The sequence below is a fragment of the Allobosea sp. RIT-PG3_2 genome (genome assembly GCF_057321085.1).
Map to the genome: position 1 here is coordinate 115,012 of NZ_JBXWCA010000008.1, position 20,905 is coordinate 135,916.

At 67.4% G+C, this 20,905-nt stretch carries 20 protein-coding genes; 12 read left to right on the forward strand and 8 right to left on the reverse strand.

Annotated features, from left to right (window positions below):
- The first annotated feature begins 142 nt into the window (after positions 1-142).
- Positions 143-1,042 carry a DMT family transporter gene (locus tag AC2FAN_RS21045; RefSeq protein ID WP_485176168.1) on the forward strand — a complete coding sequence of 300 codons (900 nt, stop codon included), beginning with the start codon at positions 143-145 and terminating at the stop codon, positions 1,040-1,042.
- Positions 1,043-1,055: 13 nt separating this feature from the next.
- Here AC2FAN_RS21045 and AC2FAN_RS21050 read toward each other — a convergent pair whose 3' ends face one another.
- The gene (locus AC2FAN_RS21050; protein WP_485176169.1) at positions 1,056-1,724 is read right to left on the reverse strand and encodes a TetR/AcrR family transcriptional regulator; all 669 of its coding nucleotides are present in this window, start codon (positions 1,722-1,724) and stop codon (positions 1,056-1,058) included.
- A gap of 149 nt (positions 1,725-1,873) precedes the next feature.
- Between AC2FAN_RS21050 and AC2FAN_RS21055 the strand changes: the two genes are divergently transcribed.
- The 5 genes from AC2FAN_RS21055 to bfr all read left to right on the forward strand — a co-directional run bounded on the left by AC2FAN_RS21055 (position 1,874) and on the right by bfr (position 6,346).
- Positions 1,874-3,082, forward strand: a complete 1,209-nt coding sequence (locus AC2FAN_RS21055; RefSeq protein ID WP_485176170.1) for an HlyD family secretion protein — start codon at positions 1,874-1,876, stop codon at positions 3,080-3,082.
- 21 nt (positions 3,083-3,103) lie between these two features.
- On the forward strand, positions 3,104-4,693 hold the full coding sequence (locus tag AC2FAN_RS21060) for a DHA2 family efflux MFS transporter permease subunit (protein ID WP_485176172.1): 1,590 nt from the start codon (positions 3,104-3,106) through the stop codon (positions 4,691-4,693).
- Positions 4,694-4,912: 219 nt separating this feature from the next.
- Entirely contained in the window at positions 4,913-5,446 is a 534-nt protein-coding gene (irrA, locus tag AC2FAN_RS21065) for an iron response transcriptional regulator IrrA (RefSeq protein ID WP_265050272.1), read from the forward strand.
- Entirely contained in the window at positions 5,443-5,733 is a 291-nt protein-coding gene (locus tag AC2FAN_RS21070; protein WP_265050271.1) for a (2Fe-2S)-binding protein, read from the forward strand. Before irrA ends, AC2FAN_RS21070 begins: the two co-directional genes overlap by 4 nt.
- 118 nt (positions 5,734-5,851) lie before the next feature.
- Positions 5,852-6,346 carry a bacterioferritin gene (gene bfr, locus AC2FAN_RS21075; protein ID WP_265050270.1) on the forward strand — a complete coding sequence of 165 codons (495 nt, stop codon included), beginning with the start codon at positions 5,852-5,854 and terminating at the stop codon, positions 6,344-6,346.
- Positions 6,347-6,461: 115 nt separating this feature from the next.
- Here bfr and AC2FAN_RS21080 read toward each other — a convergent pair whose 3' ends face one another.
- Entirely contained in the window at positions 6,462-7,142 is a 681-nt protein-coding gene (locus AC2FAN_RS21080) for a cold-shock protein (RefSeq protein ID WP_485176174.1), read from the reverse strand.
- A gap of 325 nt (positions 7,143-7,467) precedes the next feature.
- Between AC2FAN_RS21080 and AC2FAN_RS21085 the strand changes: the two genes are divergently transcribed.
- Complete coding sequence (locus AC2FAN_RS21085; RefSeq protein ID WP_485176175.1) at positions 7,468-8,082, forward strand: GNAT family N-acetyltransferase; 615 nt, start codon at positions 7,468-7,470, stop codon at positions 8,080-8,082.
- Between the two features lie 71 nt (positions 8,083-8,153).
- Here AC2FAN_RS21085 and AC2FAN_RS21090 read toward each other — a convergent pair whose 3' ends face one another.
- The gene (locus AC2FAN_RS21090) at positions 8,154-8,846 is read right to left on the reverse strand and encodes an AprI/Inh family metalloprotease inhibitor (protein ID WP_442864840.1); all 693 of its coding nucleotides are present in this window, start codon (positions 8,844-8,846) and stop codon (positions 8,154-8,156) included.
- Between the two features lie 175 nt (positions 8,847-9,021).
- Here AC2FAN_RS21090 and AC2FAN_RS21095 point away from each other — a divergent pair, with 175 nt between their 5' ends.
- Positions 9,022-9,405: a RidA family protein gene (locus AC2FAN_RS21095; protein WP_485176176.1), complete on the forward strand. Its 384-nt coding sequence runs from the start codon at positions 9,022-9,024 to the stop codon at positions 9,403-9,405.
- A 167-nt stretch (positions 9,406-9,572) separates the two neighbouring features.
- Here AC2FAN_RS21095 and acs read toward each other — a convergent pair whose 3' ends face one another.
- Positions 9,573-11,525 carry an acetate--CoA ligase gene (gene acs / locus AC2FAN_RS21100; protein WP_485176177.1) on the reverse strand — a complete coding sequence of 651 codons (1,953 nt, stop codon included), beginning with the start codon at positions 11,523-11,525 and terminating at the stop codon, positions 9,573-9,575.
- Positions 11,526-11,760: 235 nt separating this feature from the next.
- Here acs and AC2FAN_RS21105 point away from each other — a divergent pair, with 235 nt between their 5' ends.
- Positions 11,761-12,894 (forward strand): DUF2235 domain-containing protein, encoded by a 1,134-nt coding sequence (locus AC2FAN_RS21105; protein WP_485176178.1) that lies wholly within the window; start codon positions 11,761-11,763, stop codon positions 12,892-12,894.
- A gap of 4 nt (positions 12,895-12,898) precedes the next feature.
- Here the strand turns inward: AC2FAN_RS21105 and AC2FAN_RS21110 are convergent, their stop codons facing one another.
- From AC2FAN_RS21110 to tsaD, 4 genes are read right to left on the reverse strand one after another with little or no spacing between them, the layout of a single operon-like run.
- A complete protein-coding gene (locus AC2FAN_RS21110) occupies positions 12,899-13,309 on the reverse strand; it encodes an EVE domain-containing protein (protein WP_265050265.1) in 411 nt (136 codons plus the stop codon).
- A complete protein-coding gene (locus AC2FAN_RS21115) occupies positions 13,309-13,635 on the reverse strand; it encodes a hypothetical protein (RefSeq protein WP_265050264.1) in 327 nt (108 codons plus the stop codon). The genes AC2FAN_RS21110 and AC2FAN_RS21115 overlap by 1 nt, the downstream gene beginning before the upstream one ends.
- Before the next feature lie 10 nt (positions 13,636-13,645).
- Positions 13,646-14,644 (reverse strand): NAD(P)H-dependent glycerol-3-phosphate dehydrogenase, encoded by a 999-nt coding sequence (locus AC2FAN_RS21120; RefSeq protein WP_476806014.1) that lies wholly within the window; start codon positions 14,642-14,644, stop codon positions 13,646-13,648.
- Positions 14,641-15,696 carry a tRNA (adenosine(37)-N6)-threonylcarbamoyltransferase complex transferase subunit TsaD gene (gene tsaD / locus AC2FAN_RS21125; protein ID WP_485176179.1) on the reverse strand — a complete coding sequence of 352 codons (1,056 nt, stop codon included), beginning with the start codon at positions 15,694-15,696 and terminating at the stop codon, positions 14,641-14,643. The genes AC2FAN_RS21120 and tsaD overlap by 4 nt, the downstream gene beginning before the upstream one ends.
- A 254-nt stretch (positions 15,697-15,950) precedes the next feature.
- On the opposite strand from tsaD, the gene AC2FAN_RS21130 reads away from it, so the two are divergent.
- The 3 genes from AC2FAN_RS21130 to AC2FAN_RS21140 all read left to right on the forward strand — a co-directional run bounded on the left by AC2FAN_RS21130 (position 15,951) and on the right by AC2FAN_RS21140 (position 20,837).
- Complete coding sequence (locus AC2FAN_RS21130) at positions 15,951-17,810, forward strand: uroporphyrinogen-III synthase (protein ID WP_476806013.1); 1,860 nt, start codon at positions 15,951-15,953, stop codon at positions 17,808-17,810.
- Between the two features lie 17 nt (positions 17,811-17,827).
- The gene (locus AC2FAN_RS21135; RefSeq protein WP_485176180.1) at positions 17,828-19,537 is read left to right on the forward strand and encodes a heme biosynthesis HemY N-terminal domain-containing protein; all 1,710 of its coding nucleotides are present in this window, start codon (positions 17,828-17,830) and stop codon (positions 19,535-19,537) included.
- Positions 19,538-19,808: 271 nt separating this feature from the next.
- Positions 19,809-20,837 carry an RluA family pseudouridine synthase gene (locus tag AC2FAN_RS21140; protein WP_265050259.1) on the forward strand — a complete coding sequence of 343 codons (1,029 nt, stop codon included), beginning with the start codon at positions 19,809-19,811 and terminating at the stop codon, positions 20,835-20,837.
- Positions 20,838-20,905: the final 68 nt, after the last annotated feature.

Here is a 20,905-nt window from a genome sequence, read left to right on the forward strand (position 1 = left end):
TCCGGGCCAAGAGGCCCTCCGGTGCATGGAGAACCTGCCTTCTTTGCGCAGCGGGATGCCGATCAAAACGATTAGGCTGCGTCGTAATCATAAGAATCCCGCCAAGACATTGCCGCAGCCCTTCTCTCCCGGACCCGAGCCTGTGCCTGCCACACCCGCTGCCTCGCTCCGGCGCGACAACGGCCTGCTCGGCATCGGCATCATGCTGCTCGCCACGATCTTCCTGTCGGCGGGCGATGCGGCGTCGAAATACCTCGCCGCGAGCGTGCCGGCGCTGCACATCGTCTGGCTGCGCTACATCACTTCTGCTTTCTTCCTGCTGATCATCATCGCCTGGCAGGGCCGCTCCGTTTCGCTGCGGACTCAGCGCCCGGGCATGCATCTGCTGCGCGGCGTCGGCATCATCGGTTCGTCGATCCTGTTCGTCTCGTCGCTGAAGTTTCTGCCGATCGCCGATGCGACGGCGACGAGCTTCGTCGCGCCGCTGTTCGTCACCGCGCTATCGATCCCGCTGCTCGGCGAAAAGGTGGGCTGGCGGCGCTGGCTCGCGACCATCATCGGCTTGATCGGGGTGCTGATCGTGGTCAGGCCGGGCGGGGCGGGGTTCCAGCCGGCGTCGCTGCTGCCGGTCTGCTCGTCGCTGAGCTGGGCGTTCTCGCTCATCATCACCCGGCTGGTGAGCGGCACCGAGAGCCCGATCGCGACGGTGACCTATTCGACGGTCTTCGGCGCGCTGCTGATGACGCTGCTGCTGCCGTTGCACTGGGTCACGCCGACCTGGGAGATCGCACTGGTCGGCCTGTTCATCGGCGCGGTCTCGACGGCGGGGCACTGGCTGGTGATCATCGCCTTCCGCTTCGCCGGCGCGTCGCTGCTGGCGCCGTTCTCCTACATCCAGCTGTTCTGGGCGGCGCTGTTCGGCTTCTTCCTGTTCGCGACGCTGCCAGATGTCTGGACCTTCGTCGGCGCCGTGATCATCGCGGGATCCGGCCTCTACACGGCTCATCGCGAGCGCATCCGCGCAAAGCAGGTCGCTGCCTGAAGCCTGTTTGGCGTCAGCCCTGCGGCTTGGTGGCGTAGCGCGCCATGAACATCTCGATCGCCGAGGCGACGACGCGCCGGATCTCCTCGTCGCTCGGCGGAGTGCGGACCGCGTTGAACAGGCGCGGGCGCGTCAGCGTGGCCTGGCAGAGATCGAGGAACTGGACGGCTGCGAGATAGGTGTCGTCGATCGCGAGCTTGCCCTCGGCGACCATGCGGTCGAGATAGCGTGCGATGAGCCGGGAGCCGAGCATCGGCCCGTTCTCGTAGAATTCCCGGCCGAGATCGGGCATGCGTTCGGCGACGCCGATGACGACGCGATGCGCGCTGACCGCCAGCTCGGCATTGATCATGCGCACGATGCAGCGGCCGAAATTGCCCAGCGCGCGCACCGGGTCGGAATCTTCGTTCAGGGCCTCGATGGCGCCGCGCTTCTGCGCCTCGCGCTCGCGCTGGATCAGCGCGACGAAGAGGTGCTCCTTGTCCTCGAAGTAGACATAGAGCGTGCCCTTCGAAACATTGGCCGCCGCGGCGATGTCGTTCATGCTGGCGGCGTCGAAGCCGCGCGAGGTGAAGATCTGCAACGCGCCGTCGAGAATCTGGCGGTGCTTGTCCGGATCGGCGCCCGCAATCCGGCGATTGCGCGGGCCCGTCTTCACCGTGGCTTCAGAGGTTTCTGACATCACTTCCTGGCCCGCCCTGCGGACACTGCATGGCAACTGCGAAAAAAGAATCGAACCAACCGGTTCGATTTGACTTGATATGCATTATCGCCCGCGCTATTTCAAGCGCAATCGAACCAGGTGGTTCGAATTGACATGCAGGACGCACGATGTCTGCTGAAACCGCATCAGAACTGCGCCGCGACCGGCTGAAGCTGGTCGACGCCAAGGCCGAAACCGCCCAGCCAGCCGACCCTGCCACCGCCCGCGAGGCACGCGAGCCGCAGGCCAAGGAAGCCCCGCCTGCCGCGGAGGCCGCCGATACCAAGGCCAAGAAGAGCCCGCTGAAGCGCGGCCTCCTGACCGTCGCAGCGGTCGCAGCTCTCGGCGCCGGCCTGTGGTACGGCATCGACTGGTGGCGCAATGGCCGCTTTATCATCTCGACCGACGACGCCTATGTCGGCGCCGAGATGGCGACGGTGTCGGCCAAACTCGCGGCGAATATCGCGACCGTCTCGGTGGTGCAGAACCAGCAGGTCAAGGCCGGCCAGCCCCTCGCCGCGCTCGACGATGGCGACTGGCGCATCGCGCTGGAAAGCGCCCGCGCCAAGACCGCGACGGCGCAGGCGACCCTCGCCCGCATCGACAGCCAGATCGAAGCCGGGCGCGCGGCGCTGGTGCAGGCGCAGGCGCAGCAGAATTCCACCGAGGCGGCGGTGACCCGCACGGCCGCCGATTTCGAGCGCGCCAACAGCCTCGCCGCCAAGTCCTATGGCTCGCAGGCCACCCTCGACGCGGCGACGGCCGGGCGCGACCAGGCGATCGCCTCGCTGGCGAGCGCGAAGGCCGGCGTCATGCAGGCGCAGGCCAACATCAAGGTGCTCGAGGCGCAGCGCGTGGAAGCGGCCCGCCAGATCGACGAACTCAAGGTCGCCGAGCAGAAGGCGGAGCGCGATCTCTCCTTCACCAAGATCGCCGCGCCGATCGACGGCGTCGTCGCCAACACCAATCTCCAGCTCGGCGACCTCGTCAGCGCCGGCAAGCGGCTGATGTCGATCGTGCCGCTCGACCAGGTCTATGTCGACGCGAACTTCAAGGAGACGCAGGTCGGGCCGCTGAAGGTGGGCGACAAGGCGAGCATCACGATCGATGCCCTGCCGGGGCAGGTCTTCCACGGCACGGTCAGCGGCATCGCTGGCGGCACGGGCTCGGTCTTCACGCTGCTGCCGCCCGACAACGCGACCGGCAACTTCACCAAGATCGTGCAGCGCGTGCCGGTGCGTATCGCGCTCGACAAGGAATCGACCGGCAAGCATGTGCTGCGGCCGGGCATGTCGGTCGTGGTGTCGATCGATCCGCGCCCCGCCAGCCAGCGCTGAGCCCATCTCCAGGAGGCCGTCATGGCCACCGCGACCATGAACGCGCCGGCGGGAGCGCCGCCGGCCCCGGACGCCATCCCGATGCGCCGCATCTTCGCCTTCCTGGCGATGGTGTTCGGCATGTTCATGGCGATCCTCGATATCCAGATCGTTTCGGCTTCGCTGGCTGAGATCCAGGCCGGCCTGTCGGCCTCGGCCGATGAGATCGCCTGGGTGCAGACGGCCTATCTGATCGCGGAAGTGATCATGATCCCGCTCTCCGGCTATCTCAGCCGGGCGCTGTCGACGCGCGTCTTCTTCTCGATCGCCGCTGCGGGCTTCACCATCTCCAGCGTGCTCTGCGCGCAGTCGACCTCGATCAACGAGATGATCCTGTGGCGCGCCGTGCAGGGCTTCATCGGCGGCGGCATGATTCCCGGCGTCTTCGCCGCGGCCTTCACCATCTTCCCGCCCGCCAAGCGCCCGATCGTCTCGCCGCTGATCGGCCTCGTCGCGACGCTGGCGCCGACGATCGGCCCGACCATCGGCGGCTATCTCAGCCATGCCTTTTCCTGGCACTGGCTTTTTCTCGTCAACGTGGTGCCCGGCATCGGCGTGACGATCGCGGCCTGGACGCTGATCGACTTCGACAAGCCCGACCACAGCCTGATCAAGCGCTTCGACTGGCTGGGCCTCGCCGGCATGGCGGCCTTCCTGGGCAGCCTCGAATATGTGCTGGAGGAGGGGACGCGACTCGACTGGTTCCAGAGCCACGAGATCGTGTTCTTCTCGGTCGTGATGGTCTTCGGCGCGGTGCTGTTCTTCTGGCGGGCGCTGACGCGCGACGATCCGCTGGTCGATCTCTACGCCTTCAGGAACCGCAACTTCGCCTTCGGCTCGCTGTTCTCCTTCTGCATGGGCATCGGCCTCTACGGCCTGACATATCTCTATCCGGTCTATCTCGGGCGCGTGCGCGGCTACGACGCGCTGATGATCGGCGAGACGATGTTCGTCACGGGCCTGTCCATGTTCCTGACCGCTCCGATCGCGGGGCGGCTCTCGGCCAAGCTCGATCCGCGCATCATGATGATGATCGGCTTCGGCGGCTTCGCGGTGGGCACCTGGTGGGCCTCGTTCATCACGGCCGACTGGGATTTCCACGAGCTCCTCGTGCCGCAGATCCTGCGCGGCTGCTCGCTGATGCTGTGCATGGTGCCTATCAACAACGTCGCTCTGGGGTCGTTGCCGCCGCAGCAGCTCAAGAACGCCTCGGGCCTCTACAACCTGACGCGCAATCTCGGCGGCGCGGTGGGGCTCGCCGTCATCAACACCTTGCTGAACACCCGCACCGACCTGCACATCATGCGGCTTCACGAGATGGTCGTGTCCGGGCGGCAGGTGGCCGAGGAGGCGCTCGCCAACACCATCCAGCGCTTCGGCGACTATGGCGATGCCGCCGAGAAGATGGCTTTGGCGCTGATCAACCAGCGCGTCCACAAGCAGGCCCTGATCATGGCGTTCGGCGACGTCTTCCTCGGCCTGACGGTGATCTTCGCGAGCCTGGTCGTGCTGTCCGTCTTCCTGCGCAAGCCACCCAAGGCGGCGGCCGCCGGAGCCGGCGGCGGGCACTGACGCGGCACTGAGCGTGGCGGGGCCGGCTTTCTCTTGGGAGGCCCCGAGGTGGCGTGACCGCGATTTCGTGATCGGCCGGCTGTGGGCCGCTGCCGGATGCCGCAGTCGGAACGATTGACAACTGACATCGATCTTGCCAAATATAGCAGTAATATCAGTAGTTTAGATGTTTTCTAAACTACGTGGCCGGGGCGACCGGCGTAGTGGAAGGCGTTATCGATGAGCGTTCTGACGAACAAGGATCAGGATCACAAGCCGGTGGCGGGCGACCACATTCCGTGGCCGCAGAAAAACCCGGCCTCGTGTCCGATCAGCGCCGTGAAGGCCCGTCTGCGCTCGGCCGGTCTGCGCCCGACGCGCCAGCGCATGGCGCTGGGCTGGCTGCTCTTCGCCAAGGGCGACCGCCATGTCAGCGCGGAAATGCTCTATGAGGAGGCGATCCGCGCGCGCGAGCCGCTGTCGCTTGCCACCGTCTACAACACGCTGCGCCAGTTCTCCGAAGCCGGCCTGCTGCGGCAGGTCTCGGTCTCCGGGCCCAAGACCTTCTTCGACACCAACGTGTCGGAGCATCACCATTTCTACAACGAGGACGACGAGACGGTCACCGACATCCCCGGCTCGACCATCCACGTCTCGGGCCTGCCGGAAGCGCCGGAAGGCATGCTGATCTCCTCGGTCGAAGTCATCGTGCGGCTGCGCCGCGCCGATGGCGAGGAGATCGAGACCAAGCGCGTGGTAGGCCATCACGCGTGATCGTCTGCTCCTGCAACGTTATCTCCTGCCGGCAGATCAAGGGCACCATCGCTCCTGACGGCAGTGGGCCGCGTACGGCTGGCGAGGCTTACGACTGCCTCGGCTGCAGCCCGAACTGCGGACGTTGCGCGCGCGAAGTTCGCACTATCCTGGCCGAGGCGCGGGCCGCCTGCGCGACGCAGTGCAACAGCTGCGCCAGCCGCGAGATCGAGTGCGCCGTGCATGTCACGGTCGAGCGCATGCTCGAAGGCATCGAGTTCGCAGAGGACGTGGCGGCGGCTGCCTGAGGCGCCGGTCCGCTCCATTCGCTCATTCATTGGTGGGACGGCGTTTTCGCTCTTCCCTTTCGGGTCCGGCGTGAATACATTAGGATCATTCTAATGTAGTGCATCGGGGTGCTCCGCCATGAAGGGCGACAAGAAGGTCATCGAATATCTCAACAAGGGGCTGCGCTCGGAGCTCACCGCCATCAACCAGTACTGGCTGCATTACCGGATGCTCGACAATTGGGGGCTGAAGGAAATGGCCAAGACCTGGAAGAAGGAATCGATCGAGGAGATGGTCCATGCCGACCGTTTCGTCGACCGCATCCTCTTCCTCGACGGCTTCCCGAACCTGCAGACGCTCGACCAGCTGCGCATCGGCGAGAACGTCAAGGAAGTGATCGAATGCGACCTCAAGGCCGAGGTCGAAGCGCGCTCGCTCTATCAGGAAGCCGCCCGTTACTGCCGCGAAGTGGGTGATTACCCGTCCGAGGATTTGTTCAAGGCGCTGATGAAGGATGAGGAAGGCCATATCGACTTCCTCGAGACTCAGCTCGACCTGATCGGACGCATCGGCCTCGAACTCTACACCCAGAAGCATATCGGCGGCCTCGAAGGCGACGATCACAGCCACTGATAAAGGGTTGCCCGGGCGCGCCGCTTAGCCGGCTCGCTTCGAAACCTCACAGGCCCGACCAAAAGAAAAGGCCCGCCAATGGCGGGCCTTCAATCTTTCGAGGCGATGGAAGCCGTCAGATGAAGCTGACGTTCGCGGCTTCCGGGCCCTTGCGGCCGGCGCGGACCGAGAAGCGCACGCGCTGCCCGTCGATCGGCGCCTGCAGGCCGCTGCGGCTCAGCGACGAGACATGCAGGAACACGTCCGGGCCGCCCTTGTCCGGAGCGATGAAGCCGAAGCCACGATCCGAGTTAAAGAACTTCACGGCGCCATCGAAGGGGCCTTCGACCGGACCGCTGTCGCGATCCTGGAAGCCGCCGCCGCGAGGGCCGCGGTCACCGCCGCCGAAGCCGCCGCGATCACCGCCGCCATAGCCGCCACGATCGCCGCCGCCGAAGCCGCCGCGATCCCGATCGCCATAGCCGCCGCCACCGAAATCATCACGGGGCGGGCGGGGCGAGAAAGCGCGGGGAGCCGGTGTCGTCTGGGTTGCGGTGGAGGCGTCGATCTCGTGAACCGCAACGACCTGCAGGCCGCGGCGACCTTCACCGAGATCGGCGACGATGGTGGCGCCTGGCAGCAGATCCTGCTGATCGAGCGGGCCGATCGCGGAGACATGCAGGAAGACATCGCCCGACCCATCGGCGGGCGATGCAAAACCGAACCCCTTCTCGGGGTCGAACCACTTGACCTTGGCTTCGATATTTTCGTGCGTGACGAAGGGCTGGGCAGCAGGAGGCTTGCGACGATCGAACATGGAGCTTCAAGTATGAGTGACCGGGAGCACGCAACTTAGCTCATGCCGGACGCGCCGTCATCGGGGTCTTGGCGAAATTATCGCACGACGTTTGGCGGGGTTGTAGTGCTTTTTTTCGAGCCACCCTCAAGCTCATAATGCCCAATCGCCATGCTTCTTGTGCATGAAACCAAGCTGTTCAGGTGCGATTCCTGGTTCGCTACGGCGAAAATGCCGCAGATAGACTGTCTTGCAATCGCCTGAATCATGCACAATCTGAGACGTCTTAGGGAAGATACGCCTCCTGGTCGGTAGCGCGCGGTTTGCGCTGTTCAGGAGAAGACAATTGGTTCGTTCGAAACTCGCTGGCACCAAGGCCGGCGCTGGCGTGATCCGACGGCTATGGCCGACCGAGCGCGATCTGCTGCGGGAGCACCTGCTCCGGCTCGATCCGGTGACCCGTCAACAGCGCTTCGGCACGGCGGTCAATGACGCCTTCCTCGAGAACTATGCGGCGACGACCTTCGGCGTGGGCGGCCTCGTCTATGCCTATGTCGAGGACGGCATCGTGCGCGGCGCCGCCGAATTGCGCGGCCTCGACGATATCGTGGCGCAGACGGGGGAGGCCGCTTTCAGCGTCGAGAGCGGCTGGCGCCGTCGCGGCCTCGGCACGAAGCTGTTCGGGCGCCTGATCACGGCATCGCGCAACCGCGGCATCCGCACGCTCTACATGACCTGCCTGCCGGAGAATGTCGCCATGCGTCGGCTCGCGGCCAAGTTCGAGGCGGATCTCGTCGGCGGCTATGCCGATGTCGAAGGCGTGATCACCACCGCAGGCCCGACGCCTTTCACGATCCTCGACGAAGCGCTGGACAATGCGGCAGGCTTCGCGACGATCGCCCTGTCGATCCAGAAGAATTTCTGGCCGGCGACGCTGCTCGCCCGCGCGTTCGGCGCGTGAGTTCAGGCGGTGCTCGAAGCGCAGAGCGGGGTTAGCGGCCGCGCCTGCGCTTCTCGATTTGCGACCGCGTCTTACCTATTGAGCGACAGCGCCGCACCGGATTTGGTCACGGCGCCGTCGAGGGCGCTGCCGCTGCCGGCACGCAGCCGTGCCGCCACGGTGCCGCCCTGCTGGTAGAGATAGACCTCGCCGTCGCGATAATCCCACGCCGAGATTCTCTGTAGATCCTTGTTGGCGCAGCCCGACGAGCTGGCGCGATAGAGATCCAGCGTCGGCGTGCTCGAAAGCTGAACGCGGCAGGAGCCGCCGGTCGCCTCGCGTGCCGTCCAGCCGCCGACCATGCTGTCGCGTCCTGCGGCCGGGCGCGGCGCCGTGGCGCTGGGGCCGAGGCCCGCGACCTGATTGTTGCTGCCGCGCAGGCCGGGCGCCTGCTCGGGCTGGCCGGTCGGCGGCAAAGGCTGGCCCTGCGGCGGGGCGCCGGCGCTGGGATCGAAGAACGGGTCCTGCGGTGCGGGCAGGGGGCCTCCACCTGGCGGGGGAGCGGATGCCGCCGGATAGCCACCGGGCGGCGGCAGCGGCTCCGACGTGATCGGCGCCGAAGAGACGGGCGGGGCCGAGGACAGGGCGGGCTGGCCGTATGAGGGCGGGTTCATCATCGGGCCGGTGAAACGCTGCGAACCGGCACAGGCCGTCAGGGCCAGCAGGGGAAGCAGGGCGACCACCCGGGTCAGGGCGGCAGGCGTGGCGGTCTGCATCGTCGTCATGCGGTGCGGGTTCCGATCTCGGTCAGCCGAACTTTGCGTCACTATGACAGCAACTCAATGAACGCGGCATGAGCATGGTCTAGCGCAGGCCGGGCGCGATGCGAACCCGCGATGCCGGCTCTGGTTCCCTAAGATGTGGGCGGGCATAGTCCGCCCGATTCTGGAGACCGTACGCATGAAGCCGCTCAACCCCGCCGCGATCGCTCCGCCCTTCGCCCGCTACAGTCATGGCATGGAAGTGCCGCCGGGCCAGCGATTCGTCTTCTGCTCGGGGCAGCTGGGCGTCGCCGCAGACGGGACCGTGCCGGAGGACGCGCGGGCGCAGACGGATCTCTGCTTCGCCAACATCGCCGCGATCCTTGAAGAGGTTGGGATGACGCTCGCGGACATCGTGCGGATCAACGCCTATGTCACCGACCGCGCCCATATGAAAGGCTATATGGAATCGCGGGATGCCCATGTCGGCGCGCCGCCGCCGGCCTCTACCCTGATGATCGTCTCGGGCTTCACGCGGCCCGAGTTCAAGGTCGAGATCGAGGTGGTGGCGGCGGCGCTGTAAAATAGGGCTCTCGCCGAAAAATCTCGCCGTCACCCCGGACAAGCGGCAAAGCCGCGCCGATCCGGGATCCATCATAGGGCTCCGGAGCTCTACGATGGATCCCGGATCTCCGCTTCGCTGCATCCGGGATGACGGCGTGTGATCGAGGAGAAAACGCCAGTTCCCTGCTAGCCTGCCTTGCGCTTGTTCTGGCGGTTCTCGATCAGGTCGTCGACGACGGCGGGATCGGCCAGGGTCGAGGTGTCGCCGAGCGCGCCGAACTCGTCCTCGGCGATCTTGCGCAGGATGCGGCGCATGATCTTGCCGGAACGGGTCTTGGGCAGGCCGGGCGCGAACTGGATCAGGTCCGGCGAGGCGATCGGGCCGATCTCGTTGCGGACATAGGCGACGAGTTCCTTGCGCAGGTCTTCGCTCGGCGTCTCGCCAGTCATCAGCGTGACATAGGCGTAGATGCCCTGGCCCTTGATGTCGTGCGGATAGCCGACGACAGCAGCCTCCGAGACGGAAGGATGCGCGACCAGTGCCGATTCGACCTCGGCCGTGCCCATGCGGTGGCCTGAGACGTTGATGACGTCGTCGACGCGCCCGGTGATCCAATAGTACCCGTCCGCGTCGCGCCGGCAGCCGTCGCCGGTGAAGTATTTATTCGGATAGGTCGCGAAATAGGTGTCCATGAAGCGCTGGTGGTCGCCATAGACCGTGCGCATCTGGCCGGGCCAGCTGTCGGCGATCACGAGGTTGCCCTCGCAGGCGCCTTCCAGCGCCTTGCCTTCGGCATCGACGATCTCCGGCTTGACGCCGAAGAAGGGCCGGGTGGCCGAGCCGGGCTTCAGCTTGGTCGCGCCCGGCAGCGGCGTGATCAGGATGCCGCCGGTCTCGGTCTGCCACCAGGTGTCGACGATCGGGCAGCGGCGGTCGCCGACGACGCGGTGATACCACTCCCAGGCTTCCGGGTTGATCGGCTCGCCGACCGAGCCGAGCAGGCGCAGCGACGCCCGGCTGGTCTTCTTCACCGGCTCCTCGCCGGCGCCCATCAGGGAGCGGATCGCGGTCGGCGCGGTGTAGAAGGTGTTGACCTTGTGCTTGTCGATCACCTCCCAGAAGCGGGAGATCGACGGATAGGTCGGGATGCCCTCGAACATCAGCGTCGTCGCGCCGTTGGCGAGCGGTCCGTAGAGAATGTAGCTGTGGCCGGTCACCCAGCCGACATCGGCGGTGCACCAGTAGATGTCGCCGTCATGATAGTCGAAGACGTATTGGTGGGTGATGGCGGTATAGACGAGGTAGCCGGCGGTGGTGTGCAGCACGCCCTTCGGCTTGCCGGTCGAGCCTGAGGTGTAGAGCAGGAAGAGCGGGTCTTCCGCATTGATCTCGGCCGCTGGGCAAACGTCGGAGACCTTCGCGGCCTCGTCGTGATACCAGAGGTCGCGGCCCTGCTTCATCGCGACGTTGCCGCCGGTGCGCTTGACCACGATGACGGTGCCGATGCCGCCTTTCACCTTGCCGTCGGCGCTGTCGACGTTCTTCTTGAGCGGAACGGCGCGGCCGCCGCGCAGGCCTTCATCGGCGGTGATCACGATCCTCGAATCGGAATCCTCGATGCGGCTCGCCAGCGAATCGGGCGAGAAGCCGCCGAACACCACCGAATGGACCGCGCCGATGCGCGCGCAGGCGAGCATGGCATAGGCGGCTTCGGGGATCATCGGCAGGTAGATGGTGACGCGGTCGCCCTTCTGGACGCCGTTGGCCTTGAGCACGTTCGCGAATTTGCAGACTTCGGTGTGGAGCTGGCCGTAGCTGATCGTCTTCGATTCGCTGGGATTATCGCCCTCCCAGATGATCGCTGTCTGGTTCGCGCGCGTGGCGAGATGCCGGTCGATGCAGTTATGGGCGACGTTGGTGGTGCCGTCCTCGTACCATTTGATCGAGACCTTGCCCGGCTCGTAGCTGGTGTTCTTGACCTTGGTGTAAGGCTTGAACCAGTCAATCCGCTTGCCGTGCTCGCCCCAGAATGTCTCTGGGTCCGCGATCGAGGCGGCGTACATTTCCTGATACCGGGCGTCGTTCGCCCATGCTTTCTCGGACCAGCCGGCTGGCACGTCGTAGATCGTATCGGACATTCGGGCGTCTCCCCAGACTTCGGCCGTCTGTGTTGCGTTGGTCCGTCGGCTCTGGCGAGCAGGCCGGACATCGCTTCCTTTGAATTCGCCGCATCATAGGTTGCGCAGGCGGCGCGGCAACCCATTGTGCGTCGCACTTTCGTGGCAGGGGCAGGCGTCCGGAGCATGACTCTCGGGCAAAACATCCCCGGATCGTCTCATCACATGGTAGGGTGCGGCGCCGGTGGAGGGCTTCATGGCGCGCAATATCTGCATCTTCTCCGACGGGACGGGGCAGGCCGGCGGCGCGAACCCGATCAACTGGACGAGTGTCTACCGCCTGTTCATGGCGACGCGAGAGGCGGATCCCGCCGGGCAGATCTGCTTCTACGATCCCGGCCTCGGCTCCAACCCGGACGCGGGCGAGGTCCGCGGCCCGTTCCGCCGCCTCAAGGATCGGCTCGCCCAGGCGACCGGCTACGGCATCACCGACAACATCATCGACTGCTATGCCGCGCTGCTTTGCGCCTACAGGCCGGGCGACCGCATCTTCCTGTTCGGCTTCAGCCGCGGCGCCTACACGGTGCGCAGCCTCGGCGGGGTGCTGGCGCTCTGCGGCGTGCCGGGCGGTTTCGCCAAGGTGATGCGCTGGGACGGTTTCACCGATGCGATCCAGGCCGGGGAGGTGAGGGCGCTCGCATCCAGCGCGGTCAAGGACGTCTACATGGTCAAGGATGACGCTGCCCGGGCCGAGGCCGCGGCTGCGTTCCGCAGCCGCCACGGCACGCAGCCGGCACCGCCTTTCTTCGTCGGGGTCTGGGATACGGTGCGCGCGCTTGGTCTCCCGGCGATCGGCAGCATGCCCGGACGCCACAAATTCCACGACGCCACCCTCAACCGGCAGGTCGCGCATGGCCGCCACGCGCTCGCCATCGACGAGAACCGGGAAGTCTTCGCGCCCGAACTCTGGGACGAGACGCAGGCCCCGCCCGGACAGATCAGGCAGGTCTGGTTCGCCGGCGTGCACACCGATATCGGCGGCGGCTACGGCCTGAAGATGGGATTGTCGGACCTGTCGCTCGGCTGGATGATCGCAGAGGCGCAGGCGATCGCGCATCCGCTCACCGTCGAGCCGCGGCTGATCGCGGAACTCAGGCCCGACGCGCTCGGCCAGCAGCATGACGAGCGCAAGACCTCATGGCTGCCCTGGAGCGAGGGCACGCGGGAGGGTTTCGTTCTCCACGAATTCCAGCCGCAACCGGCGCGGATGGCAGCGTCTGTCGAGCCGCGCCTGCAGGCTCCTGCCGTGCCGATCCTCGACAAGATGCTGCAATACCGGCCACGCGCGCTGGCTGAGTATCCGCCCTTTGCGGCGTATTACCGGCGCTGAGCGGTCAGAGACCGCCCATCTTGCAGACGATGTCCCATTCCTCGTCCGTCACCGGCTGGACCGAGAGGCGGAAGGAGGTGACCAGCGACATCTTGGCGAGCTTCGGCTCGGTCTTGACGTCGGCCAGTGTCACCGGCTTCGGCAACGGCTTCACCGCCTTGAAATCGACGAGAACCCAGGGCGGCCCCGCGTCTTCCCACGGATAGGCTTCCTTGATGACCTCGACGATGCCGACGACCGCGAGCCCTTCGTTCGAATGGTAGAAGAAGACCTGATCGCCCTTCTTCATCGCCATCAGGTTGAGCTTGGCGGTGTGGTTCTTAACCCCGTCCCAATGCGTGCCCTTCGCGCCGGCCTTGAGCTGGTCGTCCCAGGACCAGACGGACGGTTCGGATTTGATCAGCCAGTGAGCCATCAGGCCTCGTCCTCCTTGAGCGGCACTGGCGGCTGCGATGCCGCCTCGCCCTGTTCGTTCCAGAACCGCACCATCTCGCGGGTCAATGCGGCGTAATCCTTGGGGTCGAGCTCGACACGGACCTCGCCCTCGCCGAAGGGCAGGATCAGCACGAAGCGATGCGTGCCCTCGGCCTTGCGCCGGCGATGCTGCAGGACCGGCCCGGCGATCCGCCCGGCCAGAGGCACGGGTTGGCCCTCGGCAACGAGCTCCGACCCCGTGGTCTTCTTGACCTCGGCGATGCCGCGCGCGACGCGCTTGGTGAGGTCCGACCAGTCTCCCGCCATGCCCTTCTCCCTATCGTTCGGCCCGAATGGGGCGAGCCAGCAACGCAGCCACGGCCTCCGCTACGCCGATGCGCCCGGCGATGATCTCCGCGACTGCTTCCGCGATCGGCGTCTCGATATGCCGGGACCTCGCCATCTCGACCAGCACCGGCGCGGTGAAAGCGCCTTCGGCCAGTTTGCCGCCGGAGGCCTCGGCCGGGGCCTTGCCCTGTCCGAGCGCCAGCCCATAGGCGAAGTTGCGCGATTGCGGCGAGGCGCAGCTCAGCACGACATCGCCGAGGCCGGACAGGCCCATCAGCGTTTCGGGTTCGCCGCCATAGGCCTCGCCGAAGCGGCGCAGCTCCGCGAATCCGCGCGCCACCAGCGCGGCGCGCGCGCTTTCGCCGTAACCCAGGCCGATCGCGATGCCGGCGGCGATGGCGAGCACGTTCTTGGCGGCGCCGCCGATCTCGACACCGAGCGGATCGTCCGAATGGTAGATGCGGAAGGCCGGCGAGCTCAGAGCCTCGGCCAGCCCTTGCGCCAAGTCCGGCTCGGCCGCTGCGAGCGTCACCGCCGTGGGCAGGCCGCGCCCGATATCGCTGGCGAAGCTGGGGCCGGACAGGATCGCGGTGCGGGCGCCGGGCAGGACGCTTTCGATGATCTGCGTCGGAAACAGTCCGCTCGCCTGCTCGATGCCCTTGGCCGCGGAGACGATCGGCATGTCGGCCGACAGCTTTTCCGCCAGATTCTGGCAGGCCGAGCGCAGGTTTTGGGTGGGCACGGCCACGATCAGCGCGTCGCAACCGGCGAGGTCTTCAAGCGAAGCCGTGGCGCGGATCGTCTCGGGGAGGTCGATGTCCGGCAGGCGCGGCGACTGGCGGCTGCGCGCGATCGCCGCAATGGTCAGGGGATCGCGAGCCCAGAGCCGGACGGCGCGTCCGGCGCGCGTCGCTGCAAGCGCCAGCGCCGCGCCGTAAGAGCCGGCGCCGACGACGCCGACGGTCGCATAGGCCGGCACGCGTTTCATGCGGCTGACGCGGGCTTGGCCAAGAGTTCGTCGAGCGGCCAGCGCGGGCGGGCGACGGCGCTCATGTCGTCGACCATTCCGAGCCGCAGCCGTTCCAGCCCGGCCCAGGCGATCATCGCGCCATTGTCGCCGCAGAGCGCCTGCGGCGGGGCGACCATCGGCAGTCCGGCCTCTGTCGCAAGCCGCGTCAGGCCGCTGCGGATCGCCTGGTTGGCGGCGACGCCGCCAGCGACGACCAGCGTCGTGGGGGTGATTCCGGCCTCGCGGCAGGCGCGCAAGCCGGCGCGGGTCCGGTCGACCATGACGTCCACGATCGCCGCCTGGAAGGAGGCGCAGAGATCGGCGACGTCGTTGTCCGACAACGGCGCGATCCGCTCGGCGACGAGGCGTACGGCGGTCTTGAGGCCGGAGAGAGAGAAGTCCGGATTGGTGCGCCCCTGCATCGGCCGGGGAAAGTCGAAGCGCTCGGGATCGCCCTTCAGTGCCTCACGCTCGACCGAGGGGCCGCCAGGATAGGGCAGGGCCAGCATCTTGGCGATCTTGTCGAAGGCCTCGCCCACGGCGTCGTCGATGGTGCCGCCGAGCTTGAGGTAGTCGCCGACGCCGCGCACGGCGAGCAACTGCGTATGACCGCCGGAGACGAGCAGCAGCAGGTAGGGGAAGGCGAGATCGTTGGTGAGGCGCGCGGTCAGGGCGTGAGCCTCGAGATGGTTCACCGCGATGAAGGGGCGGCCGGTCGCGAGTGCGATCGCCTTGCCGGCGGTGAGGCCGACCATGACGCCGCCGACGAGGCCGGGCCCGGCCGCAGCCGCGACGGCATCGATGTCGCCGGGCTTCAGACCGGCATTCGCGAAGGCACGCGCGATGATGCGGTCGATCGCCTCGACATGGGCGCGTGCGGCGATTTCCGGCACGACGCCACCATAGGCGGCATGGGCGGCGATCTGGCTCAGCACTTCGTTCGACAGGATCTTGCTCTCGCCCGAGCGCTCGACGGAGACGATCGCGGCAGCCGTTTCGTCGCAGGTCGTCTCGATCCCAAGGACACGCATGATCGCTCGATTAACCTCGTAGAACGGAAGAACGGGATGAAGCCCTGCGTCCGGCAGTTCCTCGCCGGCAATTCCTTCGTATAGTGCGGGGCAGGGCGCAAGGCCAAGGGGCGTGCCCGCGACCTTTGCGGCAGGGATGAAAAGGGGACGGCATGCACAGGATCATTGTTCCGCCTCAATGCGGCCCGATCGCGGAATGCTGCATCGTTCGCGGATCGTCCTGTGGTCGCCGCCCGTCTTGTCAGGAGCTGTGAATGCGCGTTTTCGTCTTTCGTCCCCGTCCCGATGCCGAACGGACGGCGCGCGCCATCGCCGATCACGGCTTCGAGCCGCTCGTCGCGCCGCTCTTCGAGGTGGTCCGGCTGTCGGATGAGACGCCGGCCGGGAGCTTCGATGCGATCGTGCTAACCAGCGGCAACGCCTTGCCCGCGCTGACCGAGGGGCCGGCGACCTGGCGCGATCTGCCGGTCTTCACGGTCGGCGCACGGACCGCCGCCAAGGTGCGTGAAGCCGGGCTGGACGATGCCCGCAGCGCCGACGGCGACCGCAACGACCTGATCGAGCTGATCAAGCGCACGCTGCCGGCCCCGGCGAAGCTCCTGATGATCGTCGCGCGGGACCGCAAGGAGGATGTGCCGGACCGGCTCAAGCAGGCCGGCTACGACGTGAAGCTCTGGACCGCCTATGCGGCGGAGCCGGTCTCCGTCCTGCCCGAGGACACGCAGGCGGCTTTGCGTCACGGCCAGCCGGGCGATGCCGCCCTGCATTATTCGGCGCGCGGGGCACGGACCTTCATCACGCTGGCCCAGGCGGCCGGCGTTTCGGACGAGGCGCTCGAACTCACCCATGTCGTCCTGTCGGCCGATGTCGCGGCGCCGCTGATCGCGGCCGGGGCGAGCACGGTGCTGGTCGCCGAGCATCCCGAGGAGGCCGGCATGCTGGCTGCGCTGGAGCAGGTCTCCACGCGTGCCGGCTCTCCCGGTGCGGCCCGGCCGGAACTGCGCGGCAGCCTCAAGCGCATGCCGCCGACCATCGAGCTCAAGGCCGATGGGGAGGAGCCGGTCGCGCAGCCTGGCGCTGCCGGCGTGGACACTCATCCGCCGGAGGCGGTGGCGCCAACCGAGGCGCTGCCGCAGGAATTCGCGCCGCCGCCGGTCGAAGCATCGGCAGACGCCGCCGAGCGTCGCGCGCCGGCAGCGACGCCCTGGGTTCCCCTGATTGCAGCCGGTCTCATCGGCGGGATCGTCGGGGCCGGAGGCGCTTTTCTGGCCCTGAACCGCGCCGGCCCGGCGGTGAGCAGCGAGCAGGTCGGCGAACTGCGCCGCCGGATCGACACCGTGCAGACGGGTGTCGCTGCGGCCGATCGCAAGGCGGTGGCCGCTTCCGAGGCCGCAGCGAAAGCCGGATCGGAGGTCCAGGCGCTGGCCGGGAAGCTCGGTACGGTTGCGAATACGCAGGCTCCCGATACGAGCGCCTTCGCGGCGCAGGCCCAACGTGCTGAGGCTGCGACGGCGGCACTTGGCCAGCGACTCGAGCAAATCGCGGGGCGTCTCGGTGCGGCCGAGACGCAGGCGAAGAGCGCGGCGGCGCTGGGTCCCGAAGCCACGGCCGCGGCGCGGATCGTGCTGGCCGAGCGGGTGCAGCGCGCGCTTGCTGGCGGGCGCCCCTTCGCGAACGATATCGCGGCGCTGACGAAGAGTGGCGTCGCGCAGGCCGATGTCGCTGCCTTGACGATTGTGGCGGCGTCGGGCGCACCAACGCAGCAGGTGTTGCTCGCCGGCTTCCGCAAGCATGGGGCGATGTTCCAGCGCGAGGTCACGCCGCAATCCGACAGCTGGTCTGACAAGTTGCTCGGGCTGGCGAGCCGGATCGTCACGGTCAGGCCGGTCGGCGACAACGGCTCGAACGACCCGGCGACACTGCCGATCCGGCTCGAAGGCGCCATCGCCTCCGGCGATATGGCGAAGGCGGCGGGGTTGTGGGCGCAGTTGCCGGAGCCGGCGCGGCGTGCCAGTGCGGATTTCGGCGCCGATCTGCAAAAGCGGGCTGCGGCAGATGCGGCGATCGCCAAGATCGCGCAGGATGCGGTCGCGGCGCTCGGCGCTGCCGGCTGACGGAGGATAGAGGGTCTATGGTTCGCGTTCTCGTCTATCTCGCCGTCTTCGCCTGCCTCGCCTTCGGCGCGGTCTGGCTGGCGGATCGCCCGGGCGAGGTCTCGGTGCTCTGGCAGGGCTATCGGATCGAGACCAGCGTCGCGATCGCCGCCGTCGGCGTGGTCGCGCTCGCCTTTCTCGTCCTGCTGATCTGGGTGGTGCTGCGCTTCGTCTTCGGCCTGCCCTCGGCCTTCAGCCTGTCCTCGCGGGCCAGGCGCCGGGCGCGCGGCTTCGAGGCGGTGTCGCGCGGCATGGTCGCGATCGGCGCCGGCGACCCGGTCGCGGCCGGGCGCTATACCGGCGAAGCACGGCGCTTCGTCCCCAACGAGCCGCTGACCCTGCTGCTGGAGGCGCAGACCGCGCAGCTTTCGGGCGATCGCGGCCAGGCCGAGGCCGCTTTCAAGGCGATGCTCGACAAGCCTGAGACGCGGGTGCTCGGCCTGCGTGGGCTCTTCGTCGAGGCGAAGCGGCGCGGGGACATGACGGCGGCGCGCGCCTTCGCCGACGACGCCGTGCGCCGTTCGCCCTCGCTCGCCTGGGCCAATGACGCGCTGCTCGATTTCCACACCAATGCCGGCGACTGGCAGGCGGCCCGTACGGCCGTAGAGCGCCGTGCCGCGCTCAGGCTGGCCGACAAGGCCGAAGCCCGGCGTCAGCGCGCCGTCCTGCTGGCGGCCGAGGCGCTGCAGGCGCGCGATAGCGAGCCGGAGAAGGCTCTGGCGGCCGCGCTCGAAGCCGTGAAGCTCGCGCCGTCTCTGACGCCGGCTGCTGCGCTCGCAGGCCGGATGCTGGCCGAGCGTGGCGACGTCCGCAAGGCGTCGAAGCTGCTCGAAGCCGCCTGGAAGGAAGCGCCGCATCCCGACATCGCGGCGGCCTATCTCGATGCCCGCCCCGGCGACAGCGCACTCGACCGGCTCAACCGCGCGACGACCCTATCGAAGCTGCGGCCGGCCGATCCGGAAAGCGTGCTGGCGCTGGCCGGCGCCGCGATACAGGCGCGCGAGTTCCCGAAGGCGCGCGAGAATCTGAAGCCGCTGCTGGCGGGCGGAGCCTCGGTGCGCGCCTGCCTGCTGATGGCGGAACTGGAGGAGGCCGAGCACGGCGCCGACGGCCGCGTACGCGAATGGCTGGCGCGGGCGACACGGGCGCCGCGCGATGCCGCCTGGGTCGCGGACGGGCTGGTCTCTGATCATTGGATGCCGGTCTCGCCGATCACCGGCCGGCTCGATGCTTTCGTCTGGACCGTGCCGCCGGCGACTTTGGGCAGCCGGACCCAGGCAATCGACGACGTGCTGTTCGACCTCGACGATTCGACCAAGCTGATCGAGATCAAGCCGGAGTCCGTCACGACGATCGAGCCGGCGGCTGTCGCGGCTCCGCCGGCCCCGAAGGAAGAGCCCAAGCCGGAGCCGACGGTGACGGCGGCTCCTGCCGTGCAGCCGAAGGAAGAGCTGAAACCGGCATCGGAACCCCTGCCGCCGGTCCAGATGGCGGCAGAGCCCGTGAAGCCCGTGGATGCCAAGCCGGTCGAGTCCAAACCGGTGGAGACCAAGTCTGCTGCGCCTGCACGCGAGTCTGCACCACCCAAGCCGGTGATCTTCCCGGTCTCGCATGCGCCCGACGATCCGGGGCCCGACGACGAGCCGCCGCAGGAACCGAAGAAGAGCGGTTTCCGCCTGTTCGGCTGAGCGCAGCCCTTTCCTTCTCCCCTTGCGGGAGAAGGTGGCTCGGCGGAGCCGAGACGGATGAGGGGTCGCGCTGCCCTTCAGAATTTACGTCTACGAAGAAGCGCGACGATTCAGGGCGGCGCGACCCCTCACCCCAACCCTCTCCCGCAAGGGGAGAGGGGGCAGGTCCTGCGCTTCCTTGTTCGAAAGATCCTCGGGTCAAGTCCGAGGATGACGGCGATCCCTGTGGAAAAGGCGTGCGGTCGCGCCGCATGCGACGTATAGCGGCCCGATGACATCCATTTCCGATCCACATGCCGGCGTGACCCTGCACGTCGGCCCCGAACAGGCTGGCCAGCGTCTGGACAAGGCGCTCACCTTGCTCGCGGGCGAGATTTCGCGCGCGCGGCTGCAGCAGGTCATCAAGGAGGGCGGCGTGCGCCTTAACGGCGCCGTCGCCAGCGACGGCAGCCGCAAGGTGGTGGAGGGCGACGAACTCGCCCTCGTCATGCCCGAGGCCAAGCCTGCCGATCCGGTCGGGCAGGATATTCCGCTCGACGTCGTCTACGAGGACGAGCACCTGATCGTCATCGACAAGCCGGCAGGGCTCGTCGTGCATCCGGCCGGCGGGCATGAGGACGGCACGCTGGTCAACGCCCTGATCGCCCATTGCGGCGAGAGCCTTTCGGGCATCGGCGGCGTCAGGCGGCCGGGCATCGTGCACCGGCTCGACAAGGATACCAGCGGGCTGCTTGTCGTCGCCAAGAACGACCGAGCGCATCAGAAACTCGCCAAGCAGTTCGCCGACCATGGCCGCACCGGCCCGCTGCAGCGCGCCTATCTCGCCATCGTCTGGCGCGCGCCGCGGCTTCGCCAGGGCACGATCGATGCCCCGATCGAGCGCTCCAACCGCAACCGCGAGAAGATGATGGTGGTGCCCGAGGGGCGTGGCCGCGAGGCGATCACCCACATCGAACTGATCGAGCGCTATCCGCCCCTGCTCAAAGGGCTCGACGAGACCGAGCCGCTGGCCAGCCTGATCGAATGCCGGCTGGAAACGGGGCGCACGCACCAGATCCGCGTGCATATGAGCCATATCGGCCATCCGCTGCTCGGCGACCAGCTCTACGGCTCGGGCTTCGCCACTAAGGCGAGCCGCCTGCCCGAGGACGCACAGGCGGCGCTCACCGCGCTCGGCCGGCAGGCCTTGCACGCGGCGGTGCTCGGCTTCGAGCATCCGGCCACCGGCGAGGAGATGTTGTTCGAATCCGAGCCGCCGGAGGACTTTGCGAATCTGCAAGCAGCGCTCGCGAGGCTGTGAGCGAATCCGGCGTCGCTGCCACCTTTCCGCCAGAGTGAGTTCGCATATACTGGGGTTGTTCGGATGCG

Excerpts from the sequence above, each read along its gene's own strand:
- AC2FAN_RS21050 (WP_485176169.1), bottom strand. The coding sequence starts at position 1,724 with ATGTCAGAAACCTCTGAAGCCACGGTGAAGACGGGCCCGCGCAATCGC.
- AC2FAN_RS21055 (WP_485176170.1), top strand. The coding sequence starts at position 1,874 with ATGTCTGCTGAAACCGCATCAGAACTGCGCCGCGACCGGCTGAAGCTG.
- AC2FAN_RS21060 (WP_485176172.1), top strand. The coding sequence starts at position 3,104 with ATGGCCACCGCGACCATGAACGCGCCGGCGGGAGCGCCGCCGGCCCCG.
- irrA (WP_265050272.1), top strand. The coding sequence starts at position 4,913 with ATGAGCGTTCTGACGAACAAGGATCAGGATCACAAGCCGGTGGCGGGC.
- bfr (WP_265050270.1), top strand. The coding sequence starts at position 5,852 with ATGAAGGGCGACAAGAAGGTCATCGAATATCTCAACAAGGGGCTGCGC.
- AC2FAN_RS21080 (WP_485176174.1), bottom strand. The coding sequence starts at position 7,142 with ATGTTCGATCGTCGCAAGCCTCCTGCTGCCCAGCCCTTCGTCACGCAC.
- AC2FAN_RS21090 (WP_442864840.1), bottom strand. The coding sequence starts at position 8,846 with ATGACGACGATGCAGACCGCCACGCCTGCCGCCCTGACCCGGGTGGTC.
- AC2FAN_RS21095 (WP_485176176.1), top strand. The coding sequence starts at position 9,022 with ATGAAGCCGCTCAACCCCGCCGCGATCGCTCCGCCCTTCGCCCGCTAC.
- acs (WP_485176177.1), bottom strand. The coding sequence starts at position 11,525 with ATGTCCGATACGATCTACGACGTGCCAGCCGGCTGGTCCGAGAAAGCA.
- AC2FAN_RS21105 (WP_485176178.1), top strand. The coding sequence starts at position 11,761 with ATGGCGCGCAATATCTGCATCTTCTCCGACGGGACGGGGCAGGCCGGC.
- AC2FAN_RS21110 (WP_265050265.1), bottom strand. The coding sequence starts at position 13,309 with ATGGCTCACTGGCTGATCAAATCCGAACCGTCCGTCTGGTCCTGGGAC.
- AC2FAN_RS21115 (WP_265050264.1), bottom strand. The coding sequence starts at position 13,635 with ATGGCGGGAGACTGGTCGGACCTCACCAAGCGCGTCGCGCGCGGCATC.
- AC2FAN_RS21120 (WP_476806014.1), bottom strand. The coding sequence starts at position 14,644 with ATGAAACGCGTGCCGGCCTATGCGACCGTCGGCGTCGTCGGCGCCGGC.
- tsaD (WP_485176179.1), bottom strand. The coding sequence starts at position 15,696 with ATGCGTGTCCTTGGGATCGAGACGACCTGCGACGAAACGGCTGCCGCG.
- AC2FAN_RS21130 (WP_476806013.1), top strand. The coding sequence starts at position 15,951 with ATGCGCGTTTTCGTCTTTCGTCCCCGTCCCGATGCCGAACGGACGGCG.
- AC2FAN_RS21135 (WP_485176180.1), top strand. The coding sequence starts at position 17,828 with ATGGTTCGCGTTCTCGTCTATCTCGCCGTCTTCGCCTGCCTCGCCTTC.
- AC2FAN_RS21140 (WP_265050259.1), top strand. The coding sequence starts at position 19,809 with ATGACATCCATTTCCGATCCACATGCCGGCGTGACCCTGCACGTCGGC.